At 64.1% G+C, this 21,073-nt stretch carries 22 protein-coding genes; 16 read left to right on the top strand and 6 right to left on the bottom strand.

From position 1 onward, the window contains the following. The first annotated feature begins 3 nt into the window (after nucleotides 1–3). From argH to argF, 8 genes are all read left to right on the top strand, one after another. Nucleotides 4–1,503: an argininosuccinate lyase gene (argH, locus tag ACODNH_RS10280; protein ID WP_434531337.1), complete on the top strand. Its 1,500-nt coding sequence runs from the start codon at nucleotides 4–6 to the stop codon at nucleotides 1,501–1,503. A 165-nt stretch (nucleotides 1,504–1,668) separates the two neighbouring features. Then, entirely contained in the window at nucleotides 1,669–1,833 is a 165-nt protein-coding gene (gene lysW, locus ACODNH_RS10275; protein WP_004959888.1) for a lysine biosynthesis protein LysW, read from the top strand. A gap of 84 nt (nucleotides 1,834–1,917) precedes the next feature. Continuing rightward, on the top strand, nucleotides 1,918–2,814 hold the full coding sequence (gene lysX, locus ACODNH_RS10270) for a lysine biosynthesis protein LysX (RefSeq protein WP_306709968.1): 897 nt from the start codon (nucleotides 1,918–1,920) through the stop codon (nucleotides 2,812–2,814). Next, nucleotides 2,811–3,848: an N-acetyl-gamma-glutamyl-phosphate reductase gene (gene argC / locus ACODNH_RS10265; RefSeq protein WP_306709966.1), complete on the top strand. Its 1,038-nt coding sequence runs from the start codon at nucleotides 2,811–2,813 to the stop codon at nucleotides 3,846–3,848. The genes lysX and argC overlap by 4 nt, the downstream gene beginning before the upstream one ends. Before the next feature lie 18 nt (nucleotides 3,849–3,866). After that, nucleotides 3,867–4,727: an acetylglutamate/acetylaminoadipate kinase gene (locus ACODNH_RS10260; RefSeq protein WP_306709964.1), complete on the top strand. Its 861-nt coding sequence runs from the start codon at nucleotides 3,867–3,869 to the stop codon at nucleotides 4,725–4,727. Then, nucleotides 4,724–5,851, top strand: coding sequence for an aspartate aminotransferase family protein (locus tag ACODNH_RS10255; RefSeq protein WP_306709962.1), 1,128 nt, complete (start codon nucleotides 4,724–4,726; stop codon nucleotides 5,849–5,851). The genes ACODNH_RS10260 and ACODNH_RS10255 overlap by 4 nt, the downstream gene beginning before the upstream one ends. Continuing rightward, nucleotides 5,848–6,909: a [LysW]-lysine hydrolase gene (locus ACODNH_RS10250; RefSeq protein WP_306709960.1), complete on the top strand. Its 1,062-nt coding sequence runs from the start codon at nucleotides 5,848–5,850 to the stop codon at nucleotides 6,907–6,909. Before ACODNH_RS10255 ends, ACODNH_RS10250 begins: the two co-directional genes overlap by 4 nt. A gap of 1 nt (nucleotide 6,910) precedes the next feature. Beyond that, the gene (gene argF, locus ACODNH_RS10245; protein WP_434531336.1) at nucleotides 6,911–7,807 is read left to right on the top strand and encodes an ornithine carbamoyltransferase; all 897 of its coding nucleotides are present in this window, start codon (nucleotides 6,911–6,913) and stop codon (nucleotides 7,805–7,807) included. 88 nt (nucleotides 7,808–7,895) lie between these two features. On the opposite strand, the gene ACODNH_RS10240 is transcribed toward argF, so the two are convergent. Next, nucleotides 7,896–8,729 (bottom strand): orotate phosphoribosyltransferase, encoded by an 834-nt coding sequence (locus tag ACODNH_RS10240; RefSeq protein WP_434531335.1) that lies wholly within the window; start codon nucleotides 8,727–8,729, stop codon nucleotides 7,896–7,898. A gap of 504 nt (nucleotides 8,730–9,233) precedes the next feature. Between ACODNH_RS10240 and ACODNH_RS10235 the strand changes: the two genes are divergently transcribed. The 4 genes from ACODNH_RS10235 to ACODNH_RS10220 all read left to right on the top strand — a co-directional run bounded on the left by ACODNH_RS10235 (nucleotide 9,234) and on the right by ACODNH_RS10220 (nucleotide 12,959). Then, entirely contained in the window at nucleotides 9,234–9,623 is a 390-nt protein-coding gene (locus ACODNH_RS10235) for a helix-turn-helix domain-containing protein (RefSeq protein WP_434531334.1), read from the top strand. Between the two features lie 65 nt (nucleotides 9,624–9,688). After that, complete coding sequence (gene thrC / locus ACODNH_RS10230; RefSeq protein ID WP_306709952.1) at nucleotides 9,689–11,080, top strand: threonine synthase; 1,392 nt, start codon at nucleotides 9,689–9,691, stop codon at nucleotides 11,078–11,080. Between the two features lie 233 nt (nucleotides 11,081–11,313). Continuing rightward, nucleotides 11,314–11,988 carry a DUF4166 domain-containing protein gene (locus ACODNH_RS10225; protein ID WP_434531333.1) on the top strand — a complete coding sequence of 225 codons (675 nt, stop codon included), beginning with the start codon at nucleotides 11,314–11,316 and terminating at the stop codon, nucleotides 11,986–11,988. Beyond that, a complete protein-coding gene (locus ACODNH_RS10220) occupies nucleotides 11,985–12,959 on the top strand; it encodes a YndJ family protein (RefSeq protein ID WP_434531332.1) in 975 nt (324 codons plus the stop codon). Before ACODNH_RS10225 ends, ACODNH_RS10220 begins: the two co-directional genes overlap by 4 nt. A gap of 6 nt (nucleotides 12,960–12,965) precedes the next feature. On the opposite strand, the gene ACODNH_RS10215 is transcribed toward ACODNH_RS10220, so the two are convergent. Next, nucleotides 12,966–13,364 carry a hypothetical protein gene (locus ACODNH_RS10215; protein WP_434531331.1) on the bottom strand — a complete coding sequence of 133 codons (399 nt, stop codon included), beginning with the start codon at nucleotides 13,362–13,364 and terminating at the stop codon, nucleotides 12,966–12,968. Between the two features lie 200 nt (nucleotides 13,365–13,564). Between ACODNH_RS10215 and ACODNH_RS10210 the strand changes: the two genes are divergently transcribed. Beyond that, nucleotides 13,565–14,740 (top strand): aspartate kinase, encoded by a 1,176-nt coding sequence (locus ACODNH_RS10210; protein ID WP_434531330.1) that lies wholly within the window; start codon nucleotides 13,565–13,567, stop codon nucleotides 14,738–14,740. Between the two features lie 14 nt (nucleotides 14,741–14,754). Here ACODNH_RS10210 and fer read toward each other — a convergent pair whose 3' ends face one another. The 3 genes from fer to ACODNH_RS10195 all read right to left on the bottom strand — a co-directional run bounded on the left by fer (nucleotide 14,755) and on the right by ACODNH_RS10195 (nucleotide 16,898). Beyond that, a complete protein-coding gene (fer, locus tag ACODNH_RS10205; RefSeq protein ID WP_434531329.1) occupies nucleotides 14,755–15,417 on the bottom strand; it encodes a ferredoxin Fer in 663 nt (220 codons plus the stop codon). A gap of 90 nt (nucleotides 15,418–15,507) precedes the next feature. Further along, nucleotides 15,508–16,206, bottom strand: a complete 699-nt coding sequence (locus ACODNH_RS10200) for a metallophosphoesterase family protein (RefSeq protein WP_434531328.1) — start codon at nucleotides 16,204–16,206, stop codon at nucleotides 15,508–15,510. A gap of 83 nt (nucleotides 16,207–16,289) precedes the next feature. Beyond that, entirely contained in the window at nucleotides 16,290–16,898 is a 609-nt protein-coding gene (locus ACODNH_RS10195; protein ID WP_306709940.1) for an IMP cyclohydrolase, read from the bottom strand. 133 nt (nucleotides 16,899–17,031) lie between these two features. On the opposite strand from ACODNH_RS10195, the gene ACODNH_RS10190 reads away from it, so the two are divergent. Both ACODNH_RS10190 and ACODNH_RS10185 read left to right on the top strand, forming a co-directional pair. Further along, on the top strand, nucleotides 17,032–17,628 hold the full coding sequence (locus tag ACODNH_RS10190; RefSeq protein ID WP_434531327.1) for a homing endonuclease associated repeat-containing protein: 597 nt from the start codon (nucleotides 17,032–17,034) through the stop codon (nucleotides 17,626–17,628). Nucleotides 17,629–17,939: 311 nt separating this feature from the next. Further along, on the top strand, nucleotides 17,940–18,371 hold the full coding sequence (locus ACODNH_RS10185; protein WP_434531326.1) for a universal stress protein: 432 nt from the start codon (nucleotides 17,940–17,942) through the stop codon (nucleotides 18,369–18,371). 26 nt (nucleotides 18,372–18,397) lie between these two features. Here the strand turns inward: ACODNH_RS10185 and ACODNH_RS10180 are convergent, their stop codons facing one another. Further along, entirely contained in the window at nucleotides 18,398–19,591 is a 1,194-nt protein-coding gene (locus ACODNH_RS10180) for an inorganic phosphate transporter (protein ID WP_434531325.1), read from the bottom strand. Between the two features lie 157 nt (nucleotides 19,592–19,748). On the opposite strand from ACODNH_RS10180, the gene ACODNH_RS10175 reads away from it, so the two are divergent. After that, nucleotides 19,749–20,912: a BMP family lipoprotein gene (locus tag ACODNH_RS10175; RefSeq protein WP_373567961.1), complete on the top strand. Its 1,164-nt coding sequence runs from the start codon at nucleotides 19,749–19,751 to the stop codon at nucleotides 20,910–20,912. Nucleotides 20,913–21,073 lie beyond the last annotated feature (161 nt).

Below are 21,073 nucleotides of genomic sequence, written 5' to 3'. Positions count from 1 at the left end.
CGAATGAGCGACGGCGAGGACCACGAGACGGCAAACGCTGACGACCACGACGAGACGGTCGTCCGCCGCGACCGCTTCGCGGGCGGGCCCGCCCGGTCGTTCCTCTCCTCGCTGTCCGACGACGAGCGCATCTTCGCGGCCGACCTCGCGGTCGACCGCGCCCACGTCGTGATGCTGGCCGAACAGGAGATCATCGACCGCGAGACGGCCGGCGAGGTGCTGGCCGCGCTGGCGGACGTGGAAGACGCGGGCCACGGCGCGCTACCTGACGGCGAAGACGTTCACGAAGCCATCGAGAGCGCGGTCATCGAGCGCGTCGGCCCGGACGGCGGGAAGATGCACACCGCCCGCTCGCGCAACGACGAGGTGGCGGCCTGTATCCGCTACCGCCTGCGCGAAGACATACTGGCCCTCCTCGAGACTGTCATCGGTGCCCGCGAGCAACTCATCGAAGTGGCTCGCGCCGAGCGCGAGACGGTGATGCCCGGCTACACGCATCTTCAGCCCGCCCAGCCGACGACGATCGCCCACTGGGTGCTGTCCTACGAACAGGCGCTCCAGCGCGACACCACGCGGCTGCTGGATGCCTACGAACGGGTCAACCAGAACCCGCTGGGGTCGGCCGCGTTCGCCGGGACGCCCTTCGACGTGGACCGCGAGCGCACGGCGGAATTGCTTGGGTTCGATTCGGTGGCGGAAAACTCGATGGACGCCTCGGCGACGCGCGATTTCCTCGTCGAGACGACCAGCGCCGTCGCCACGCTGGCGACGAATCTGTCGGGGCTGGCCGAAGATATCGTCGTGATGGCGAGCAAGGGTCACGTCGACCTCCACGACGACTACGCCTCGACGTCGTCGATCATGCCCCAGAAAAAGAACCCCGACACGCTGGAACTGGTCCGTGGACGCACCGGCGACGCCGTCGCCGGGCTGAACGGCTTACTGACAAATCTCAAGGGCCAGCCCCGCGCGTACAACCGTGACCTCCAGCGTGCTGGCCGCCACGCCTGGGACGCAATCGACAGCGTCACCGAGAGCGTGGAAGTCGCCGCTGGCGCGGTCGCGACCGCCGACTGGCCCGCCGAGACGCTCGAAGCCGCGGCCACTGATGGGTTTGCGACGGCGACTGGCGTGGCGGACTTGCTGGCGATGGCCGGTGTGCCGTTCCGCACGGCTCACGAGGTCGTTGCCGAGGCCGCCGCTGGCCTGGGGCCTGCGGAAGATGCACCCGACTACGAGGCGTTGTCGGCCGTCGCCGAGGACGTGCTGGACGAGCCTCTGTCAGCCTACGTCGACCGCGACGCGCTGGCGGACGCACTCGACCCAGCCGAAAGTGTCGCGATGCGGGACTCCCGCGGTGGCCCGGCTCCCGACGCTGTCGTCGAGCAGGTGTCGCTGGCTGAAGACGCCCTCGCCGCCGACAACGAGGCACTGACTGACCGCCGGCAGGCGGTTTCACAGGCGACTGACCGCCGCCAGACGGAGGTGGACCGATATGTCTGAACGACCACCGTCCCCTCGTGGGACAACTATACCATACTTCTGATACACGACTCGGAAACGTGGCGTATTTGGAGCTTTGATACGATTAGAGGGCGGTATGTATCGTTAAACTATTCTGATATGTTCGAAGGCTTTAAGTGGATCCCTGTCACAGGATGAACTACAATGGCAGAATGCATCGAGTGTGGGGCGGACGTGTCCCTGCACGACAACCTCGAAGTCGGAGAGATCGTTGACTGTGCTACCTGCGGTGCCGAGCTGGAAGTCGTCGGCGCCGATCCCGTCGAGCTCGACAGCGCACCCGAGCTCGAAGAGGACTGGGGTGAGTGAGGTGTTCGCGGTGGCGCGGCGCTCGACGCCGTACGTGACCGTGGCGCTCGGCGCTGCGAGCCGCGAACCCACGGAGGACTCAATATGAAAGTCGGACTCCTCTACTCGCGCATCCGCCGGGACGAGAAGCTGCTCCTGTCGGAACTGCGCGAGCGCGACCACGAGATCGAGAAGATAGACGTTCGCAAACAGCAGTTCAACATCCACGAGGCCCCCGAGGCCTTCGAGGATCTGGACATCGTCGTCGACCGCTGTCTGGCGACCAGCCGCAGCGTGTACGCGACGAAGTTCGCGGAGGCCTACGGCGTGCCCGTGGTCAACGGCCCCGAGGTCGCCGACACCTGCGCGGACAAGGTCAACAACAGCCTCGCGCTAGAGGCCGCGGGCGTACCAACGCCGAACACCGACGTGGCGTTCACGAAGGACGCCGCGCTGGAATCCATCGAGAAGTTCGGCTACCCCTGCGTCCTGAAGCCGGTCGTCGGCTCGTGGGGTCGCCTGATGGCGAAGATCGACTCTCGCTCGGCCGCCGAGGCTATCCTCGAACACAAGGAGACACTCGGCCACTACGAGCACAAGATCTTCTACGTACAGGAGTTCGTCGAAAAACCCGGCCGCGACATGCGCGTGCTGGCTGTCGACGGCGAACCCATTGCGGCGATGGTGCGCTCCTCGGATCACTGGCTCACCAACGCCGCCAAGGGCGCAGAGACCGCCGAGTTCGAACTCGACGACCGCGCGCTGGAACTGGTCGAGAAGGCCTCCGACGCGGTCGGTGGCGGGCTGCTTGGAATCGATCTGATGGAAGTCGGTATCGATGAGGAAAGTGGAGAGTTCGAGGACTACACGGTTCACGAGGTCAACCACACTGTCGAGTTCAAGGCCTTGAACGAGGTCACCGACGTGGACGTGCCCGCGAAGGTCGTCGACTGGCTCGAACAGAAGGCGGCGACGGATGCCGACGCCGAGGTGACAGCATGACGTACACGGCAAGCGTCGTTGGCGGCTCCGGCTTCACGGGCGGTGAACTGCTCCGCCTGCTGGACGGCCACCCCGAGTTCGAACTGGCGCAGGCGACCAGCCGCTCGAAGGAGAACAAAACCATCGGGCACTCGCACCCGAACCTTCGCCACTCGGACCTGCGGTTTTCCTCGCCGTCGGACCTGGAGTCGGTCGACGTGCTGTTCGCCGCGACGCCCCACGGCGTCTCGATGGAGCAGATCGACGCGTTCCAAGAGGCCGCCGGCACGGTCGTCGACCTCTCAGCGGACTTCCGGCTCGATAGCGAGGCCCAGTACGACGAGTGGTACGACGGGCACACGCGCCCGGACCTGCTCGAACAGAGCGAGTACGCGCTGCCGGAACTCAACCGCGACAACCTCGAAGGCGCGGACCTCATCGCCTCCGGCGGCTGTAACGCCACGGCGACGATTCTTGGCCTGCTCCCGCTGTTCGAGGCCGATATCCTCTCCGGCGACGAGCAGATCGTCGTCGACGTGAAGGTCGGCTCCAGCGAGGGCGGGGCCGGCGGCGGCGAGGCCTCGAGCCACCCCGAGCGCTCGGGCGTCGTCCGCCCGTATGCGCCCACGGGCCACCGCCATGAGGCCGAGATTCAGCAGTTCCTCGGCATCGACGTGTCGTTTACCGTCCACGCGGTGGACATGATCCGCGGCGCGAGCGCGACCTGTCACGTCTTCCCCGAGGGGCCTGTTTCGAAAGGCGACCTCTGGGGAGCCTACCGCGGCGAGTACGAGGACGAACCCTTCGTTGAACTCGTCGCCGGCGGCGGTGGCGTCTACCGCTACCCCGAACCGAAGTCGGTCGCGGGGACGAACCGCGCCGAGGTCGGCTTCGAACTCGACCCCGGCAACAAGCGGCTAGTCGTGTTCTCGGCCATCGACAACATGATGAAGGGGTCGGCGGGCCAGGCCGTCCACGCGGCCAACGTCGCCCTCGGCATTGAAGAGACGGCGGGCCTAGAGTTCCAGGGGCTCCACCCCGTCGGCGCACCGTAACCCCTGACCTGAGTTCTTATGACAGTCGTTATCAAAGTCGGTGGCGCTCGCGCGGTCGACCCTGCGGGGGCGCTTGCGGACGTGGCATCGTTAGTGGCCGATGGTGAGCAGGTCGTCGTGGTACACGGCGGCTCCACCAAAGTCGATGAGACGCTCGAACGGCTCGGCGTCGAGCCCGAATACGTCGAGACGCCGTCGGGCGTCGTCGGCCGGTTCACCGACGAGACCACAATGGAGGTGTTCGAAATGGCCTTTGGGCATCTCAACACCCAGCTCGTCGCCGGCCTCCAGAGCGAGGGCGTCGACGCGGTCGGTCTCACCGGCGTCGACGGCAAACTGCTCTACGGACCGCGGAAGTCCGCAGTGCGGGTCGTCGAGGACGGGAAAAAGAAGATTCGCCGCGGCGACCACTCGGGCACGACCAAGCAGGTCAACGGCGACCTGCTTGAGTCGCTGCTTGCGGATGGCTACACGCCCGTTGCGGCACCGCCGATGGCCGGGGACGACGACGGTGAAGTAATTCCCGTCAACACCGACGCCGACCGCTCGGCGGCGGCCATCGCCGGCGAACTCGACGCACAGTTGGTGCTGTTGACTGACGTGGAGGGCGTTTACGCGGACCCCGATGACCCGTCGACGCTCATCGAATCGGTCGAGACGGCAAGCGACTGGGACGCTCTTGAAGACGCTGCAGAGGGATTCATGGGCCGGAAAATCATGGCCGCCGAGGAGGCGCTCGACGGCGGCGCATCGGAGGTCGTGGTGGCCGACGCCAACGCCGAGTCACCGATTCTCTCGGCGCTTGACGGCGGCGGAACCCACGTTCACGCGAGCGCACTCGAACAGGACACAGACCAGACAGCGACGGAGGAACAATGAGCGGATTCGTCTTCAACGAGAAACCTATCCAGATCGAACGTGGCGACGGTGCCTACGTCTACGACGACGACGGCACAGAGTACCTAGACATGGGCGCGTCCTACGCCTGTGTCCCGCTGGGCCACAAGCACCCGGCGGTCCAGAGCGCCGTCAGCGAGCAGCTAGAGAAGATCACGTACGTCCAGGCGTCGTACCCGAACGCCGAACGGACGGCGCTGTACGACCTGCTTGCAAAGACTGCACCGGACCCGATCGACAAGACCTGGCTCTGTAACTCCGGGACCGAGGCCAACGAGGCCGCGCTGAAGTTCGCCCGGTCGGCAACCGGCAACTCCAAGATTGTCGCGACGATGCAGGGCTTTCACGGCCGGACGATGGGCGCGCTGGCGACCACGTGGAAGAACAAGTACAAGAAACCCTACGAGCCGCTCATAGGCGATGTGGAGTTCGTCCCCTACGACGACAGCGAGGCGCTCGACGAGGCTGTCGACGAGGATACCGCCGCGTTCATTGTCGAACCGGTTCAGGGTGAAGGCGGCATCAACCCCACCTCGGACGGCTATCTTGAAGACGCCCGGGAGATCACCGAGGATGCCGGGGCCGCGCTCATCTTCGACGAGGTCCAGACCGGAATGGGCCGGACCGGTGCGCTGTGGAACTCCCAACGTGCTGCCGTTGCGCCGGACATGATAACCGCGGCGAAGGGGCTGGGCAACGGCCTCCCCATCGGCGCGACGCTGTGTCGCGACTGGATCGCTGAGAACTACGGCTCCCACGCCTCGACGTTCTCCGGCGGGCCGGTCATCTCGGCGGCTGCCGGCGCAACGGTCTCGACCATTATCGAGGACTCGGTGCCCGGCAACGCCGCTGTTATCGGCGATTACCTCCTGACTGAACTGGAAGCAGCTATCGGCGACGACGTGCGGGACATCCGCGGCGAGGGGCTGATGATCGGTGTCGAGGTCGGCCGCGGGGCGAACGCGGCGCTGAAAAAGCTCGCGTTGAACCATCAGGTGCTCGCGCTGCCGGCCGGCCGCACGGTTATCCGTCTCCTCCCGCCACTGACCATTGACAAGGACCACGCCGACGCCGTCGTTGACGCGATGGCGGAGGTGGTGGGATGAGCGAAGCCGCGACGCCCGAGGCTGACACCGAGGCACGTGACCTGCTCGAAGCTGTCGTCCGCATCCCGTCTGTCTCGCGGAATGAGACGGAGGCCGCCGAACGGTTAGTCGAGTTCTTCGAGGCCCACGGCCGCGAGGCGTGGCTTGATGAGGTCGGTAACGTCCGCGCGCCCGCTGACGACGGCGTCTTGCTCACTTCCCACATCGACACTGTCCCGGGCGACATCCCGGTTCGCGTCGAGGAGGGCGATGAGGGTGACGTGCTCTGGGGCCGCGGAAGCGTCGACGCGAAGGGGCCGCTATGTGCGATGGCCGTCGCGGCCGTCCGCACCGGGGCCTCCTTCGTCGGCGTCGTCGGCGAGGAGGTCGACTCGAAAGGCGCTCGATTCCTCGTCGAGGACCGCGAGTCGGCACCCGGTGCCGTCATCAACGGCGAACCCTCCGGCTGGGAGGGCATCACGCTGGGATATCGCGGGCTGCTGGCCGGGACATACGTTGCTACCAGCGAGTCCGGCCACTCCTCGCGCCCGGAGAACAACGCCATTCAGGACGCTATCGACTGGTGGTCGTCGGTCGACGACGAGTTCGCCACGGACGAGTGGCACCCCGTCTTCGAGCGCGTCACCTGCAAGCCAGTCGACTTCAAGGGCGGCACGTCGAGCGACGGGCTCTCCGTCGAGGCGACGATGGACGTCCAGCTTCGGGTCCCACCGGAGTACAGCACCGATGAGATCCGCGAAATCGCCGACGGGTTCCTGGAGAACGGCACGGTCAACTGGGACGACAAGGTCGAGCCGGTGATGCAGAGCCCCCGGACCAGCGCTGCTCGGGCGTTCCGGGCCGCGATTCGGCAGGTGGGCGGCGAGCCCACGCTGCTCCGCAAGACCGGCACCAGCGACATGAACGTCTACGCGAAGACGTGGGACTGTCCGATGGTGACATACGGGCCTGGCGACTCGGACCTCGACCACGCACCGAACGAGCACCTCCCGCTCGACGAGTACGACCGCTCCGTCGCGGTGCTCGAAACCGCGACCGAACGCCTGCTGGAGGACTGACATGGACATACTCGACGTCGACGACCTCACGACCGACGAACTGGCGACCGTCCTCGACCGTGCCGCGGCTATCAAGGCCGACCACGGCGAGGGGAGTCAGAGTGACCTGCTCGATCAGCAGACGCTCGGCATGATATTCGAGAAGCCGTCGACCCGAACCAGAGTCTCCTTCGAGACGGGGATGACGCAACTGGGCGGCCACGCCGTGTTCCTCGGTCCCGACGACATCCATCTGGGCCACGGCGAACCGGTGAAAGACACCGCCCGTGCGCTCGGGCGCTACGTCGATTTCATCATGGCCCGCGTGTTTGACCACGCGGACGCCGAGGAACTGGCCGAGTACGCCGAAGTTCCGGTCATCAACGGCCTGACCGACGACGCCCACCCCTGCCAGACGCTCGCCGACCTGCTGACCATCCGCGAGCGGTTCGGCGGTTTCGAGGATGTCTCAGTGGCGTGGGTCGGCGACGGCAACAACGTTTGCCAGTCGTTCGTCATCGGCGCGGCGATGGTTGGCCTCGACCTCACTGTCGCAACGCCGGAGGGCTACGGCATCTCCGACAACGTGGCCGCCCGTGCCGCCGGCTTCGGTAACGCGCCTGAGACGACCCACGACCCAGAAGCCGCCGTGGCTGACGCTGATGTGGTGTACTCAGATGTGTGGGTCAGCATGGGACAGGAGGACCAGCGCGGCCAGAAACTCGAAGACTTCGAGGGCTTCCAGATCACGACGGATCTGCTCGGGGACCGACCATTCATGCACTGCCTCCCCGCCCACCGCGGCGAGGAGGTCACCGACGACGCCATCGAGTCGGAGAACGCCGTCGTGTGGGATCAGGCGGAGAACCGCCTGCACGCTCAGAAGGGGCTGCTCGCGTGGTTAGCTGAGCAGGCGTAGACCGTCCCGAGCGAAGTAGGGGACGGCTTTTCCCCATGCTTTGCGCGAATGTGCGCGTGTAGCGCTCACCAAACCGGGAAAACGTGGTCTAGAGAAACACCGACGAAGCCCGCTTGACGAAGTCGACGGGGTCTGCCCTAAGCTGTTCGACGTATCTGAGTGGGTCAGATTTGACAGCTTCAATAGACATCTGGCCGTTTCTGGCGACGCGGTTCAGATACCCCTGCTGGAGCATCCGGTTTTGCTCCTTGCTGTAGACGGGTTTGCTCGTCTGGATGGCAATCGTCCGCGCCTGAGAGTGTGAGCTCTCGATGAACAGTTTGGCATCCGAGGACTGGTACACTGTGGCCTTGTACTCGCCGTGGTTGCCTGCGGCGACCCGTGTGGCCTTGTCCGGATACTGCATCATCACCAGTTCGTCGTACTCGATTCCGTGTTCGTCAAGCCAGGCGGCAGTCTCGTTGCGGTACTTCTCCAGCCGACAGGTAACGATCTGCCCGATTTCCACCGAGGGAACACAGATCGGATCGACAGTCGAAAGAAACTCCCGGTATTTCGGCCCGTCGTCGTTCTCTTCGGGTGTCGGGTCGCGACAGAGGATGCCGTCCAGGTCAACACAGGAGTCCTCGAGGAAGTCGTGGTGCATCATGTTCCACTCGAATACTCTCGGGAACGCCAAGGTCTGGGCATACGTATCGACGAACTGTTCGGAGCCCTCGTCCACGTACACAGCGCCGTAGTACACGTCCGCGGACAGATCGAACCCGTCGATTGTCGACTGCGCGCCGGTCATTTCGCTTCCGGTATAGACGGTGTCGTCGACGACTAGTATCTTCGAGAACTTCGAGAGGTCGAACTCGCCGTCGTATCGTTCCCCCGTCTGTAGGAGTCTCCCCTCCCGTAACCCGTCGATATCCGTCATCGGGAGATTGAGATGCAGTGAGAGTAAGTTCGACACTGAACATTCCGCTTCTGGGTATTCCGACGATCAGATCCAGGTCGTCCGGTAGATCGACGATCCATTCCTGCGTATCCGAACTGAGATGGTCGAAACTCCTGTAATTCATTGGTTTCTAGGATCGGGAAGTAGTAGCGTCCTCATCGCAACTTGGGCACTACGAGGAGAAATACGCTTACTTCTTTTTAACTGACACCAGTTTGCGAGTGTTAACTCTTTTGATTTGTAACTCAAAACGAGAGTAAAACGAGCGTAACTATCCTTTCCGACAGCCATGATTCCGTCTTAGAGCAATTCTCCACCTGAAACAGTACCCAGTTTGATATATGAGACAACTGGTCACAGGGGAGTGGTTCTCGAGCTATCGCCGACGGCTCGGAATCGGATGGACGCGGTCAGGGCCGGTGCCATAGCGGTGAGGTTGAGGTAACGGCCCAGTTTATCGGGATTGGAATAATACAAATGGGTATGTCTGTCAACCCGTCTCCGAACCAGTTCCACGAGCTGATGGTCGACGACGAACCGAATCTCTCAGATGTGATGGCTTCCGTCTTCGGCGTTCAGGAACACGAGGTACGGACGTATCAGACATTGCTTGAGACACCTGCAAGTACTGTCGAAGAACTCGCTGACGAACTCGGCCGGGACCGCTCGAACGTCAACCGGTCGCTGTCAACGCTCCGCGAGAAGGGGCTCGCGACGCGGAAACGGCGGTTGCTCGACGGCGGCGGCCACGTCTACCAGTACACTGCGACACCGTTGTCGGAGGCCCGCGAACTGATGCACAAGACCCTTGACGAGTGGACTGCCGCGGTCCATCACCGTATCGACGAATTCGACGCTAGCCCCAGCGAGTGATAGCCGCCGCACCGTGAGCGCCGACGATATGGCCGACAACCGTCCGACTTTTGCCCACTGGGGGCATGGTCCCGACAATGGCTGACCTGCAACTCACCGACGATGTGCCGCCGGTTGCCGATGACGGCGTCTGGCTGGCCTGTATCGAGTGTGGTGAGACGTTCGCTCCCTTCGACGCGATTCGCTACACGTGCGACGACTGTGATGGCCTGCTCGAGGTCCGCTACGACGACTTGCCGACCTTCGACGAGTTCGAGGGCTCGGGGGTCTGGCGGTACAACGCCGCCCTGCCCTTCGAGGAGGGCGTCACGCTCCCAGAGGGTGATACCCCGCTGCACGAGATGCCTCGCCTGAAAGACGACATCGGTGTCGACGCGCTCCGCGTGAAACACGAGGGGATGAACCCCACCGGCTCGTTCAAGGACCGCGGCATGACCGTCGGTGTCCGGGTCGCTCAGGAAGTCGGCGTCGACCGACTGGCCTGTGCCTCGACGGGCAACACGTCCGCGGCGCTTGCAGCCTACGGCGCTCGCGGCGGAATGGAGACGCTCGTTCTCCTGCCCGCCGGGAAGGTCGCGGCTGGCAAAATCGCACAGGCAAGCCTCCACCGGGCCCGGATTCTGGAGGTTGACGGCAACTTCGACCAGTGTCTCGACATCGTGCAGGACCTCGCCGCCCGCGGCGAGGCCTACCTGCTGAACTCGCTGAACCCTTTCCGTCTGGAGGGCCAGAAGACTATCGGGCTGGAGATCATGGAGGAGTTCTACGCCGACAACGGCGAGTATCCGGACCGCATCGTCCTGCCGGTCGGCAACGCTGGCAACACCGCGGCGCTGTACAAGTGCTTCCGCGAACTCGTCAAGGCCGGCGCGATAACCGAGGAGCAGGTGCCCAAACTCACCGGTGTGCAGGCCGAGGGAGCCGCTCCGATGGTCGAGGCCATCGAGAACGGATACGAGGACACCCGCCGCTGGGAGAAAGTCGAGACCCGCGCGACCGCCATCCGCATCGGCAATCCGGTCAACGCGCCGAAGGCGCTGCCGGGCATCCGGGAGACCGGCGGCACTGCCGTCGCCGTCTCGGACGAGGAAATTACCGAAGCACAGCGCGACATCGCCGGGGAAGGCGTCGGCGTCGAACCGGCCTCTGCCGCTTCCGTCGCCGGCCTCCGGAAACTCCGGCGCGAGGGCGAGGTCGACAGCGACGAGTCGGTCGTCTGCCTGACCACAGGCCACCTGCTCAAAGACCCCGAAGCGGCCGCCGAGGCCGGGAACGAGCCGGAGCCGGTCGCTAACAGCACCGAGGCCGTGCTGGACCTCATCGAAGAACCGTCGTCAGTCACTCAGACGGTTCGGCGACAGGTGTCGAAGGTTGCCGACGCGCCGCTGGTCCCGACGCTGGTCGCCGGCAGTCTTGGCGTTGCGTATCTCTACCGCAAATTCCGCTCGAAAAAATAATCTGAGCGAACGGGCCGCCAACAACGAGGCTCTGCTCGACTTTCTGGTCGAAAACTGACTGTGCTGGCTCTTTGCTCAGTATTTTCCGTCTTCTACCCAGTAGAAATATCCATCTCCCCCGGGAACAGCTAACCAATGGACGCACAGACGCGGGGCGCGTCGGGAGTGCCGTGCCGGAACACTGCTGTCGAGACGCCGCTTGCGCTGGGGACGCCACCGGCCGGGGGAGTGCTGTGACGGGCGTCTACGAGCGGGCGCTGGGCGAGGCCGCGGCTGACCTCCACCCAAAGGTCCGTGACCGGTACAGCCTCGCTCCGGACGACGGGACGGTCTGTGTCGGCCGTGGCGAGATGGATATTACCCGTGGAACGCTGGTCCTGCCGGCGCTGTACGCGATGACGACCCAGAATATGCTGTTCCCCGAAGCCGGCGAGGACGTGCCGTTCTCGGTGACGACGGTCGCCTATACGACGGACGGTGGTCACGAGGCCATGACGACCCGCCGCGCCTTCGAATTCGGCGACACCACCCGGCTGTTCGACTCGCTGACCGTCTGGGACGCCGAGGCCGAGCGATTGCTCGATTTTCTGGGAACACACGGCCGGATCGCCAGCGAACTCCACCCGCGGGTCGAGGATGGGGCCCTCGTGGTCGCCGGCGGTCGGCAGTGGGCTCGGCTCGGGGACCGTTACGTTCCCCTGCCGGGGCCGCTGGCCGCCGATGTCGAGGTACGTGACCGCTACGACGAAACCGACGAACGCTACCACGTCACCGCGACCGTCGAAAACGACCTCGTTGGACACATGCTCGGCTACCGCGGAACGTTCACGCAGGACCAGACCGCCGGCGGTGGGACGCCCGATGACCTTCGAATCGTCCGCGGACTCGACCGACTCCCCCCGCGATGAGCGACCGCGTCGCTGGGTCTCGGAAGTCAGCACTCGACAGCGTCGCCCAGCCGTCTCTCAGCGGCATCGCCGTGGCAGACCTGAGCGCGGTGTTTGGCGCGGTGGTCTGGCTGGTGATGACGGCTACCGGCGAACTGGACGCTATCGAACGGGCGCTCGCGCTCGCGCCGCTCGTGCTGGTCCCGCTCGCCCTCCGAACTGCAGTGACTGGGGCGTTCGAGGCGCTTGCCAGTCGGTTCACGACCGCTGCCATCTGGCTCCAGCCGGTCGGCGCGCTCCTGCTCGCGGTCTCGCTGATCGTCCCGTCACCAGCACCGCTGGCTGCCGTGCTCGCAACGCCGTGGCTGGCTGTCACCGGCCTCCTCGGACTCGCGGCGCTTGCACGGACTCGGGTTCGGGGCGGTCTGGTGCTCCCGGAGACCGCTATCGACGCTGGCTTCGCCTACGTCTCAGTGGGCTCGGTCGCGCTCCTGCTGGCCCATCTTGACCTGACCCTCTGGTTCGACCGCGTCATCATCCGACTGACGGCAGTCCACTTCCACTACGCTGGGTTCGTCCTTCCGTTCGCAACAGGACTGACTGGCCGACATCTCGGTTACCACTCGCGGGGATTGCGAACCGTTGTCGGTGTCATCCTCGTCGGTCCGGCACTCATCGCGGTCGGAATCGCCTTCTCGCCGCTGGTGGAGGTCGTCGCAGTGAGCCTCTTTACCGTCGCCGTCGCGGCCTTCGGCGCTGTCGTCTTGCGCCGTGTCGTCCCTTCTTGTCCCCGACCACAGGGGGTCCTGCTCGGCATCGCGGCAGTTGCACTTCCCGTTTCAATGGCGCTCGCGCTCGGCTACGGCGTCTCGACGTTCACCGGCCGATCGCTGGGGCTGACAATTTCGACGATGGTTGCGCTCCACGGCTCGCTCAACGCCTTCGGGTTCGGGCTGTGTGCGACGCTCGGCTGGCGGCTCTCGGTCCCCTGACGCCGATCAGTGTTCCGCTCGCTCCGGTTCTAACCGGTAGCGCGTCGTCTCCTGTCCATCGAACCGGGGACCGTTTCCGGTGGAGGTGAACCCGACCGCCTCGACAGCGGCCTTGACTTGCGATTCGTTCTCCGGGAGCAGTAGTTCGACCGTCATGTGTTCCCGGCGCGCGAACTCGATCGGGTCGGTCAGGAGTTCCTCGCAGGCGTCGCTTGACCCGGCCAGTTGTGTCACGTGGACGGTCCCACGTTCGGCGTCGAAGCTCACGAACCCGACAATGCTGTCGTCTTCCTCGGCCACGCGGACGGTCCGGTCGTGGACGAGGTTTCGCATCACGTCCGGCGGCCCGTCAGCGAGGGCGGCCAGTCGCTCGGCGTCATCCTCAATAGCGTCGCGGATATGCATACATGTGCGTGGGAACCCCACGCAAATAAACGGTGTGTCGGACGCGCCGGACCGCGTCCGCCTTCGCGGCAGTAGGGCTTCACACGACGGAATCTCCGGTCGCTGTCAACAGTGGGATGCAGTCACAGATGAACACAGTTATCCCGAGCGACGGATAACGCGAGGGCAATGGTTCACGTACACACGGACACGGTGGTAGCATGCGCGTAGTCGCCAAATTCGGTGGGACGAGCCTCGGTAGCGGCGACCGAATCAACCGGGCCGCAGACTCGATTGCCGCTGCCGTCCAGCAGGGCCACGAAGTCGCTATCGTCGCCTCTGCGATGGGCAACACAACCGACGAACTGCTCGACGAGATCAACTACGACGCAGACTCCGCGGACCGCGCGGAGATCGTCTCCATGGGTGAACGGACCTCCGTCCGAATGCTCAAAGGGGCACTCGCTGCCCGCGGCATCGAGGCTGTTTTCCTCGAACCCGGCAGCGAGGACTGGCCGATCATCACTGACGAGTACGGCGAGGTCGACGTTGAGGAGACACAGAAGCGCGCCCACGCGCTGGCCGGCCAGCTCAAGGACGTCGTCCCGGTCATTACCGGCTTCCTCGCGGAGGACTACCAGGGCAACGTGACGACGCTCGGTCGTGGTGGCTCCGACACGAGCGCCGTGATGATGGGCGACTACATGGACGCCGACGAAGTCGTCATCGTCACCGACGTCGAGGGCGTCATGACCGGGGACCCACGCGTCGTCGAAGGCGCTCGGAACGTCGGCAAAATCTCCGTGGATGAACTCCGCTCACTGTCGTTCCGTGGGGCCGAGGTGGTCGCGCCGTCGGCGCTGTCTTACAAGAGCGACGACCTCGGCGTTCGCGTCGTCCACTACCAGCACGGCGACTTGCTCGCCGGTGGCACGTCCATCGAGGGTGAGTTCCAGAACCTTATCGACCTGCAGGAACAGCCTATCGCTTGCGTGACCGTCGCCGGCCGCGCTATCCGTAACAGCCCGGGCATTCTCGCGGACCTGTCGGGTGCTATCGCTGACGAGGAGATCAACATCGAGGCCAACTCCTCGGGGATGGACTCGCTGACGTTCTACGTCGACGAAGACGACGCCGAGGAGGCCGAAGCACTGCTGCACGCCCGTATCGTCGACGATGAGACGCTCTCGTCGGTTACTGTCGAAGACGAGATCGCCGTCATCCGCGTCACCGGCGGCGACCCGAGCCAGTCGGCGCTCGCCCACCAGGTCGTTGCACCGCTGGCCGACGCCCATATCCATCTCTACGACGTGATTACGTCCGCGACGTCGGTTTCCGTGTTTGTCCCGTGGCAGGACCGCGAACAAGCCCTCTCGCTCGTGCAGGACGTGTTCTGAGCGCTGGGTTCTTTTTAATCGGTTGAGGAGGCCTGCTCGAACCGGCTCGCGGGAAGCAGGAGTTCGCTGACTTCGGGGAGATGTTTCAGGTTGTAGACTATTTTCGCGTCGTCAGACACCGGTGCGGCGATACATGACAGGCGAATGCCTTTCTCGGTGAGTTCGGGCGGCAGGATATGGCTCGCTGGTGACGGCATCTCACCCTCGACGACTGCCACTGCACAGTTTGTACACGCGCCGCCGCGGCAGGCAAAGGGCCACGCGAAGCCGTTCTTTTCGGCCGCTTCCAGCAGCGTGTCGTTCGGGTCGACGTAGAACCGTCCGAAATCAGTCGATTGCAGGTTCGTGTCGGCGGCTTTCGCGAACAGGTCCTCGTCTCCGAGTGCCCAGCCGTGGTCCTCCAGCACCTCGAAGTTGAGAAACTCCACCATCGGGTCGTCCGGTTCCGGCGGGGCCTCTTCGGCCTCGGGCTCAGGCTCCGCTGTCTCATCGGGCAGCGGGTCCCCGGGCTCGTATCCATTCTGCAGCCGCTCGTAGGCCGTTTTGACCGTCTGGAACTCAGCCGCTGACCCGCCCTGATCGGGGTGTGCTTCTTTCACCCGCTCGCGGTACGCGTCGACGATCTCCCCGTCGTCGGCGTCCGGCGTGATTCCGAGGACCTCGAATGGGGATTCCACGCCACACAGTAGCGGTCACGGACATAAATTCTCTCGTCCCGCTGCAGTATCTGCAGGCTGCCGGCGACGGACGCCGTGCCGTTCCTGTGGCTACCGGCCCTGCGTCAGTCGGAAGCCGATTTGCCGCGGCAGGTCAGCGTCGGTAACCGCGTCGATGACCGCACTCGTATCGTAGGCCACGCGGTGCTCCTCGACAGTCATCTCTGCAAGGTCGAGCACGGCGTAGGCGGCCCGGTGGTCCTTGTCGCGGGGCTGGCCCACGCTGCCGGGGTTCATTACGATACCGTCCTCGTACACCTCGTGATGCTGATGGTGCGTGTGACCCATTACGAGCACGTCCTCGTCGCCTAGCAGGTCCGGGCCGAACTCCTCGGGGTATGTGTAGTGGTCCGGGTCGTCGGGGTGGCCGTGGACGAGTTTCACTCGATTGTCACTGACGCGGCGCTCGTCGGGCAGCGCCGCCAGCCATTCGATCTGCTCGTCGGACAACTGTTCTGTGGCGTGTTCGACGCCGGCCTGCGCCATCCCGTTGAACGCGAACGGCGTCTCGGCAGCGACGGCTCTGTCGTGGTTGCCCATCACCGTTGGCACTTCTTCGGTCGGCCAGGGAACGTCCGCAGGGAGCGCGTCGGTGTGTCCGCGCATCGCGTCGACACAGTCGGCGTGCCAGGGGTTGTAGCCGACTACGTCTCCCGCACAGACCAGCCCATCAACTGGCGGCATATCCGCAAGCACCGCCGCGAGCGCCACCCGATTGCCATGGATGTCAGAGAGGATACCGAGTTTCATTACTAGTGCTCTACCCCCTGTGGGGTCTTGAGTGTCAGTCCTGGCTCAGTATTTGTGTCCGCCGTGCGTTCGCGGTCATCCGCTCACTCGCCGTTGTACACTGCCACGTCGAACTCGCTTGCCGACCCCGCGACGCCGGCCGAACAGACGGCGTGCTCGTACTCGTGGTCGTACACTTCGCGGGCTACCTCGCCGGCGTCGGTCGCGGCCAGATCGAACGCTGTTGGACTGTTCTCCTCGTATGTCGCCACCAGCGTCGGCTCGGTGACTTCCTCGACGAGCAGCGCGTCCCGACGGACAGTCCCGATGACTGCGCCCGGCCCGTCGGCGTTCGTCGTCGGGTCCGCCGCATCGACACCGACGATACCGGCGACCCGCGGCGTATCGTAGTCGTCCTTCTCGAAGTCGAGCGAGAGGAGCGGCTCCGCGATGGCGTCCCGCGCCGGATAGCCCAGTTCGAGTTTCTCCGCGATTGGGTCGACGTGGGAGCCGTTGCCGACGACTGCGCCGTGCTCGGTGACCCGGACTCCGTTGTAGGAGATGTATGGGTTGTCCGTCTCTGGCGCGTCTGGCGTCGGCTCGACGGTCACTGTCCCGTCGCGCTGGACTGCCTGGCGGTTGGGGAACGAGCGCGAGGAGACGCGGTACGCGCCGACCTCGGGACTGACGACGACGAATCGTCCAACGTACATACGCGAGTGTGCACAGCACCCCGAAAAAGCGCTGTCGATGTTCGTTCGTGGTGTCACAGTAGCCGTTCGCTTAGACCATTTTGTGACCGCCGAAAAGGTAATTTGAAATACAATTCTATGACAAATTGATATCGTGACAAGCGAAGAGGACTGTGTTCGAGCCCTCCGCAGTGCCGCTGTGGTACTAGGTGAGTCGCCGACGAAAGCGCAGTACGAGGAGCTTGGCGTGACGCCGGCATCTGGCACGATTCAGCGGGTGATGGATAGCTGGAACGGTGCGAAGAAGGCTGCCGGATTAGAGACCAATCATTCTCGTGGTTCTCGACTCGGTACGAAACCTGCCGACGTTTCGCTCCCCAATGGTTCTTCGTGGGCTGACCTTTCTCAGGACCAGCGATGGCACTACAAAAACGCTGACCGGAATCAACAACGAACCCTGAACCGGCGGGCAAAACACCGGGCATGGGTGTATGAGTACAAACGAGATAGTGACGGCTGCTGTCGCTGTGGAGAGGCTGATCCAGCGTGTCTTGACTTTCACCATCGCGACGATACAGACAAAGAGATGACTATCTCCAAGATGATCACATACGGCTTCTCGAAGTCGAAGCTCCGCGCTGAGATGGACAAGTGTGACATCCTCTGTGCTAACTGCCATAGAAAAGAACATCATGAGGTTCCGACTGGGGTTCGACCGACAACAGCCGGGCAGGTGGATGGCGATGAGTGACATAGCCGCTTGACTCCGCAACACTGAAATACGGCAGCCGGATACTGAATATTGTAATCAGTCCATTGGGGTAGAGGCCAATCCTGAAGCCTTCTGGGGGCTTCGACCCTGGTTCGAATCCAGGATGGACTATTTTTGTCGCGAGCACACTCACGAGCCATGAGATTGTAGCTACGAACTCGAACCCTGCCAGTCGCGCACAGCGAAGCGAGTCTTCCTCTGGCTCGAATCCATGCGGAACAGGTGTGACACGGGTCTGGCAAGCACCGGCTTGCCCCTTGCTACTTGTAGCTACCTCCCAGAGAAAACATATGACACCGACACACGTCCTTGTCCCGCTGGACGGCTCACCGCTGGCTGATGAGGCGCTGACGTACGCGCTGGAGACGTTCGACTGCCGGATTACGGTCCTGAACGTCGTTGCGCCGCTCGATACGGGGATGAGCGAAGGCGGCTTACTCGAACCAGATGCGGAGCGCCAAGCGGCCGCCGACGAGCGGGCAACGGAACTCGTCGACCGGGCATCACAGCAGGCCAGCGAGGCCGGCCAACAGGTCGAGACGGCCGTCGAGACCGGTGACCCGGCCGAAACGATTCTGGACTACGTCGAGGAGGCTGACGTGGATCAGGTGGTGATGGGTGGCCACGGCGGGACGCGAAACGAGATTGCCCGGCGGTTGCTGGGGACCGTGGCGACGGCGGTCGTTAGCGAAGCGCCGGTGACGGTGACGGTCGTCCGGTAGCGCGTTGCTGGCCGACAGCCTTTTTTTCAGACCTGGCTCCCAAGGATCGCTTCCAGCACCTGATACACGCCGAAGCCGATCACAACGCTGGTGACGAGCGTGATGAGCCAGAACCCGACAGTTACACCTATTTTCCGGCGAGAGACGCCGGCGGAGCCGCCGGCCAGGCCGCCGCCGATGACCCCGGAAATAATGATGTTGTTGAACGAGATGGGGATGCCAAGCGCGATAGCAGCCTGTGCGATGATGAAGCCGGGGACCAGCGCCGCGATGGACCGGCGGACGCCAAGTTGCGCGTACTCGCGGGAGGTCGCCTGTAGCAGGCGGGGTGCGCCCATCCACGCGCCACCGAGGATACCCGCTGCACCGAGCGCCAGCAATACGAATCCAGGCAGGCCGAGTTCGGCGCGGTAGAGGTTCTCCAGCGGGCCGGTTGCGAGGCCGACCTGACTCCCGCCACTGGAGAAGGCAACGACGCTCCCGAGAACGACGAGGAAGGTCTTGATACCTTTATCGACCGAGGCCTGTGTCTGCAGGCGGATGTAGTAGAAGCTCCCGGCGGCGACCAGTAGCGTCGCGGCGACGGCGGCGATATCCGTTCCAGCCACCATTGCAGCAAAGCCGGCCAGCGAGCCCTGTTCGGTGCCGGCCGGCGACGGGATGATGCTCAACTGGACGTTGGCGACGATACCCCCGACGACGCCGGCGAGCAGCGGGACACCGACCGTTTCGGGGATGTCGTCCCGGCGCAACACTGTCGCGGTGAGGTAGGCCAGGCTTCCCGACACAGGTGGGACGAGCAGCCAGAATATGGCGATGCGACGGTAGGTGTCGAACACCGGCTGCCCGCCGAGCGAGAGGCCGACGCCGACCATCGCGCCCGTCGTCGCGAACGCCGCCGGAACGGGGTAGCCCGAGTAGATTCCAAACGCCATGAATCCGGTTGCGGTCAACAGTCCGGCAACGGCTGCGAGCGATGTGATCGTGGCACCGTCGATGAGGCCGGCGCCGACCGTTTCCGAAATGCTCCCGCCCTGGGTCAGTGCCCCCATCGCGGCGAGGATGCCGATCAGGAAGGCAGCACGCATCGTCGAGATGGCGTTCGCACCGATAGCCGGCGCGAACGGCGGTGAGTTGCTGTTCGCACCGAGTGTCCAGGCCGTCACCAGCCCGGTGATCGTCGCGAGGGCGACTAGCGCCCAGAAGACGACGGGGGTCACCGCGTGCCGGGCCCCGTTGGGGCCTGCCAGTTGTTGCTGTGTGAACGCGACCAGACTGTCATTGCCAGCCGTTCACACCCAGTACATAAAATGTCCGCGGCGTCGGCGTCGAACGGTGATCGGCCCGCCTTGCCATGATTTGTCGCCGTTGTGGCTAATGTGCGACACCGAAGTCTTTAACGCCTATCGACACCGCTGGTGGGACATGTCACAGCGAAGGCGCACGTTCATCAGTAGTGTTGGTACCGCAACCGCAATCGGGTTAGCCGGCTGCCTCGGTGGCGATGGCGGCGACGGCAGCGGCGGCGACACCGACAGCGATGGCGGGGACGGTGGCGACGGTGACAGCGGTCCGGCTGCTCGTATCGGAATGGTGTACGCGACGGGCGGGCTCGGTGACGGATCGTTCAACGATCAGGCTCAGACCGGCGCTATCCGGGCAGCAGACGAGCTAAACATCGAATACGATGAGTCGCAGCCGGAAGCGGTACAGGACTTCGGCAGCCTCCAGCAACAGTATGCGCAGTCCTCGAACCCGAACTACGACCTCATCTGCTGTATCGGCTTCCTGCAGGCGGACGCCCTCACCGAGAACGCTGAACAGTACCCCGAGCAGGACTTCATGATCGTTGACTCCGTCGTTGACGCGGACAACGTCGGCTCGTACGTGTTCGGTGAGCATCAGGGCTCGTTCCTCATCGGGCTGATGGCCGCGAAGCTGACCAGTCAGGACTTCTCGGCTGGAGCCGGCTCCACGCAGAGTGACTCCGCGAGCGTCGGCTTCGTCGGCGGCGTCGAGGGTGACCTCATCGGTCGCTTCGAAGCCGGCTACAAAGCCGGCGTCAAGCACGCAGAGGAGGACGTCGACATCCAGTCAGCCTACGTCGGCGACTTCAACGATCCCTCCGGCGGGCAGGAGGCGGCCCTCTCGATGTACGAATCCGGTGCGGACATTGTCTACCATGCGGCCGGCAACACCGGAACTGGCGTGTTCCGTGCGGCTCAGGAGGCCGGGCGCTTCGCAGTCGGCGTCGACCGTGACCAGTCGGTCACGAAAGAGAACTTCAGCGATATTATCCTCGCGAGCATGGTCAAACGGGTCGATAACGCCGTCTACACTGCCGTTGAGTCGACAACGAATGACAACTTTGAGGGCGGCACTGTGAACACCCTCGGCCTCGAACAGAACGGCGTTGAAGCGGTGTACGGTCAGCAGCTCGGTTCGGAAATCCCACAGAGCGTCAAAGACGAGGTGTCCGAAGTCCGCCAGAGCATCATCGGCGGCGACATCAGCGTGCCGACTGACCCCGACAACGCCTGAGGCGAATTGCTGGATCGATTTACCGGCACATTCCGGCTTTGCGGTCGGAACGATCCGGACAAAATCTACAACAGAGTCACCGCGGCCACACACGTAATTGCCGCATATTTTTGGCAGACATGTGGAACCGTGAAGTTAAAACAACGGGAAGGTAACGGCTC

Source organism: Haloarcula sp. NS06 (assembly GCF_051122755.1).
GTDB lineage: Archaea > Halobacteriota > Halobacteria > Halobacteriales > Haloarculaceae > Haloarcula.
This window is presented reverse-complemented; position numbering and strand designations above follow the sequence as displayed.

Bases quoted from the DNA above. Each gene is read 5' to 3' on its own strand.
- argH (WP_434531337.1), top strand. From the start codon at position 4: ATGAGCGACGGCGAGGACCACGAGACGGCAAACGCTGACGACCACGAC.
- lysW (WP_004959888.1), top strand. From the start codon at position 1,669: ATGGCAGAATGCATCGAGTGTGGGGCGGACGTGTCCCTGCACGACAAC.
- lysX (WP_306709968.1), top strand. From the start codon at position 1,918: ATGAAAGTCGGACTCCTCTACTCGCGCATCCGCCGGGACGAGAAGCTG.
- argC (WP_306709966.1), top strand. From the start codon at position 2,811: ATGACGTACACGGCAAGCGTCGTTGGCGGCTCCGGCTTCACGGGCGGT.
- ACODNH_RS10260 (WP_306709964.1), top strand. From the start codon at position 3,867: ATGACAGTCGTTATCAAAGTCGGTGGCGCTCGCGCGGTCGACCCTGCG.
- ACODNH_RS10255 (WP_306709962.1), top strand. From the start codon at position 4,724: ATGAGCGGATTCGTCTTCAACGAGAAACCTATCCAGATCGAACGTGGC.
- ACODNH_RS10250 (WP_306709960.1), top strand. From the start codon at position 5,848: ATGAGCGAAGCCGCGACGCCCGAGGCTGACACCGAGGCACGTGACCTG.
- argF (WP_434531336.1), top strand. From the start codon at position 6,911: ATGGACATACTCGACGTCGACGACCTCACGACCGACGAACTGGCGACC.
- ACODNH_RS10240 (WP_434531335.1), bottom strand. From the start codon at position 8,729: ATGACGGATATCGACGGGTTACGGGAGGGGAGACTCCTACAGACGGGG.
- ACODNH_RS10235 (WP_434531334.1), top strand. From the start codon at position 9,234: ATGTCTGTCAACCCGTCTCCGAACCAGTTCCACGAGCTGATGGTCGAC.
- thrC (WP_306709952.1), top strand. From the start codon at position 9,689: ATGGTCCCGACAATGGCTGACCTGCAACTCACCGACGATGTGCCGCCG.
- ACODNH_RS10220 (WP_434531332.1), top strand. From the start codon at position 11,985: ATGAGCGACCGCGTCGCTGGGTCTCGGAAGTCAGCACTCGACAGCGTC.
- ACODNH_RS10215 (WP_434531331.1), bottom strand. From the start codon at position 13,364: ATGCATATCCGCGACGCTATTGAGGATGACGCCGAGCGACTGGCCGCC.
- ACODNH_RS10210 (WP_434531330.1), top strand. From the start codon at position 13,565: ATGCGCGTAGTCGCCAAATTCGGTGGGACGAGCCTCGGTAGCGGCGAC.
- ACODNH_RS10200 (WP_434531328.1), bottom strand. From the start codon at position 16,206: ATGAAACTCGGTATCCTCTCTGACATCCATGGCAATCGGGTGGCGCTC.
- ACODNH_RS10195 (WP_306709940.1), bottom strand. From the start codon at position 16,898: ATGTACGTTGGACGATTCGTCGTCGTCAGTCCCGAGGTCGGCGCGTAC.
- ACODNH_RS10185 (WP_434531326.1), top strand. From the start codon at position 17,940: ATGACACCGACACACGTCCTTGTCCCGCTGGACGGCTCACCGCTGGCT.
- ACODNH_RS10175 (WP_373567961.1), top strand. From the start codon at position 19,749: ATGTGCGACACCGAAGTCTTTAACGCCTATCGACACCGCTGGTGGGAC.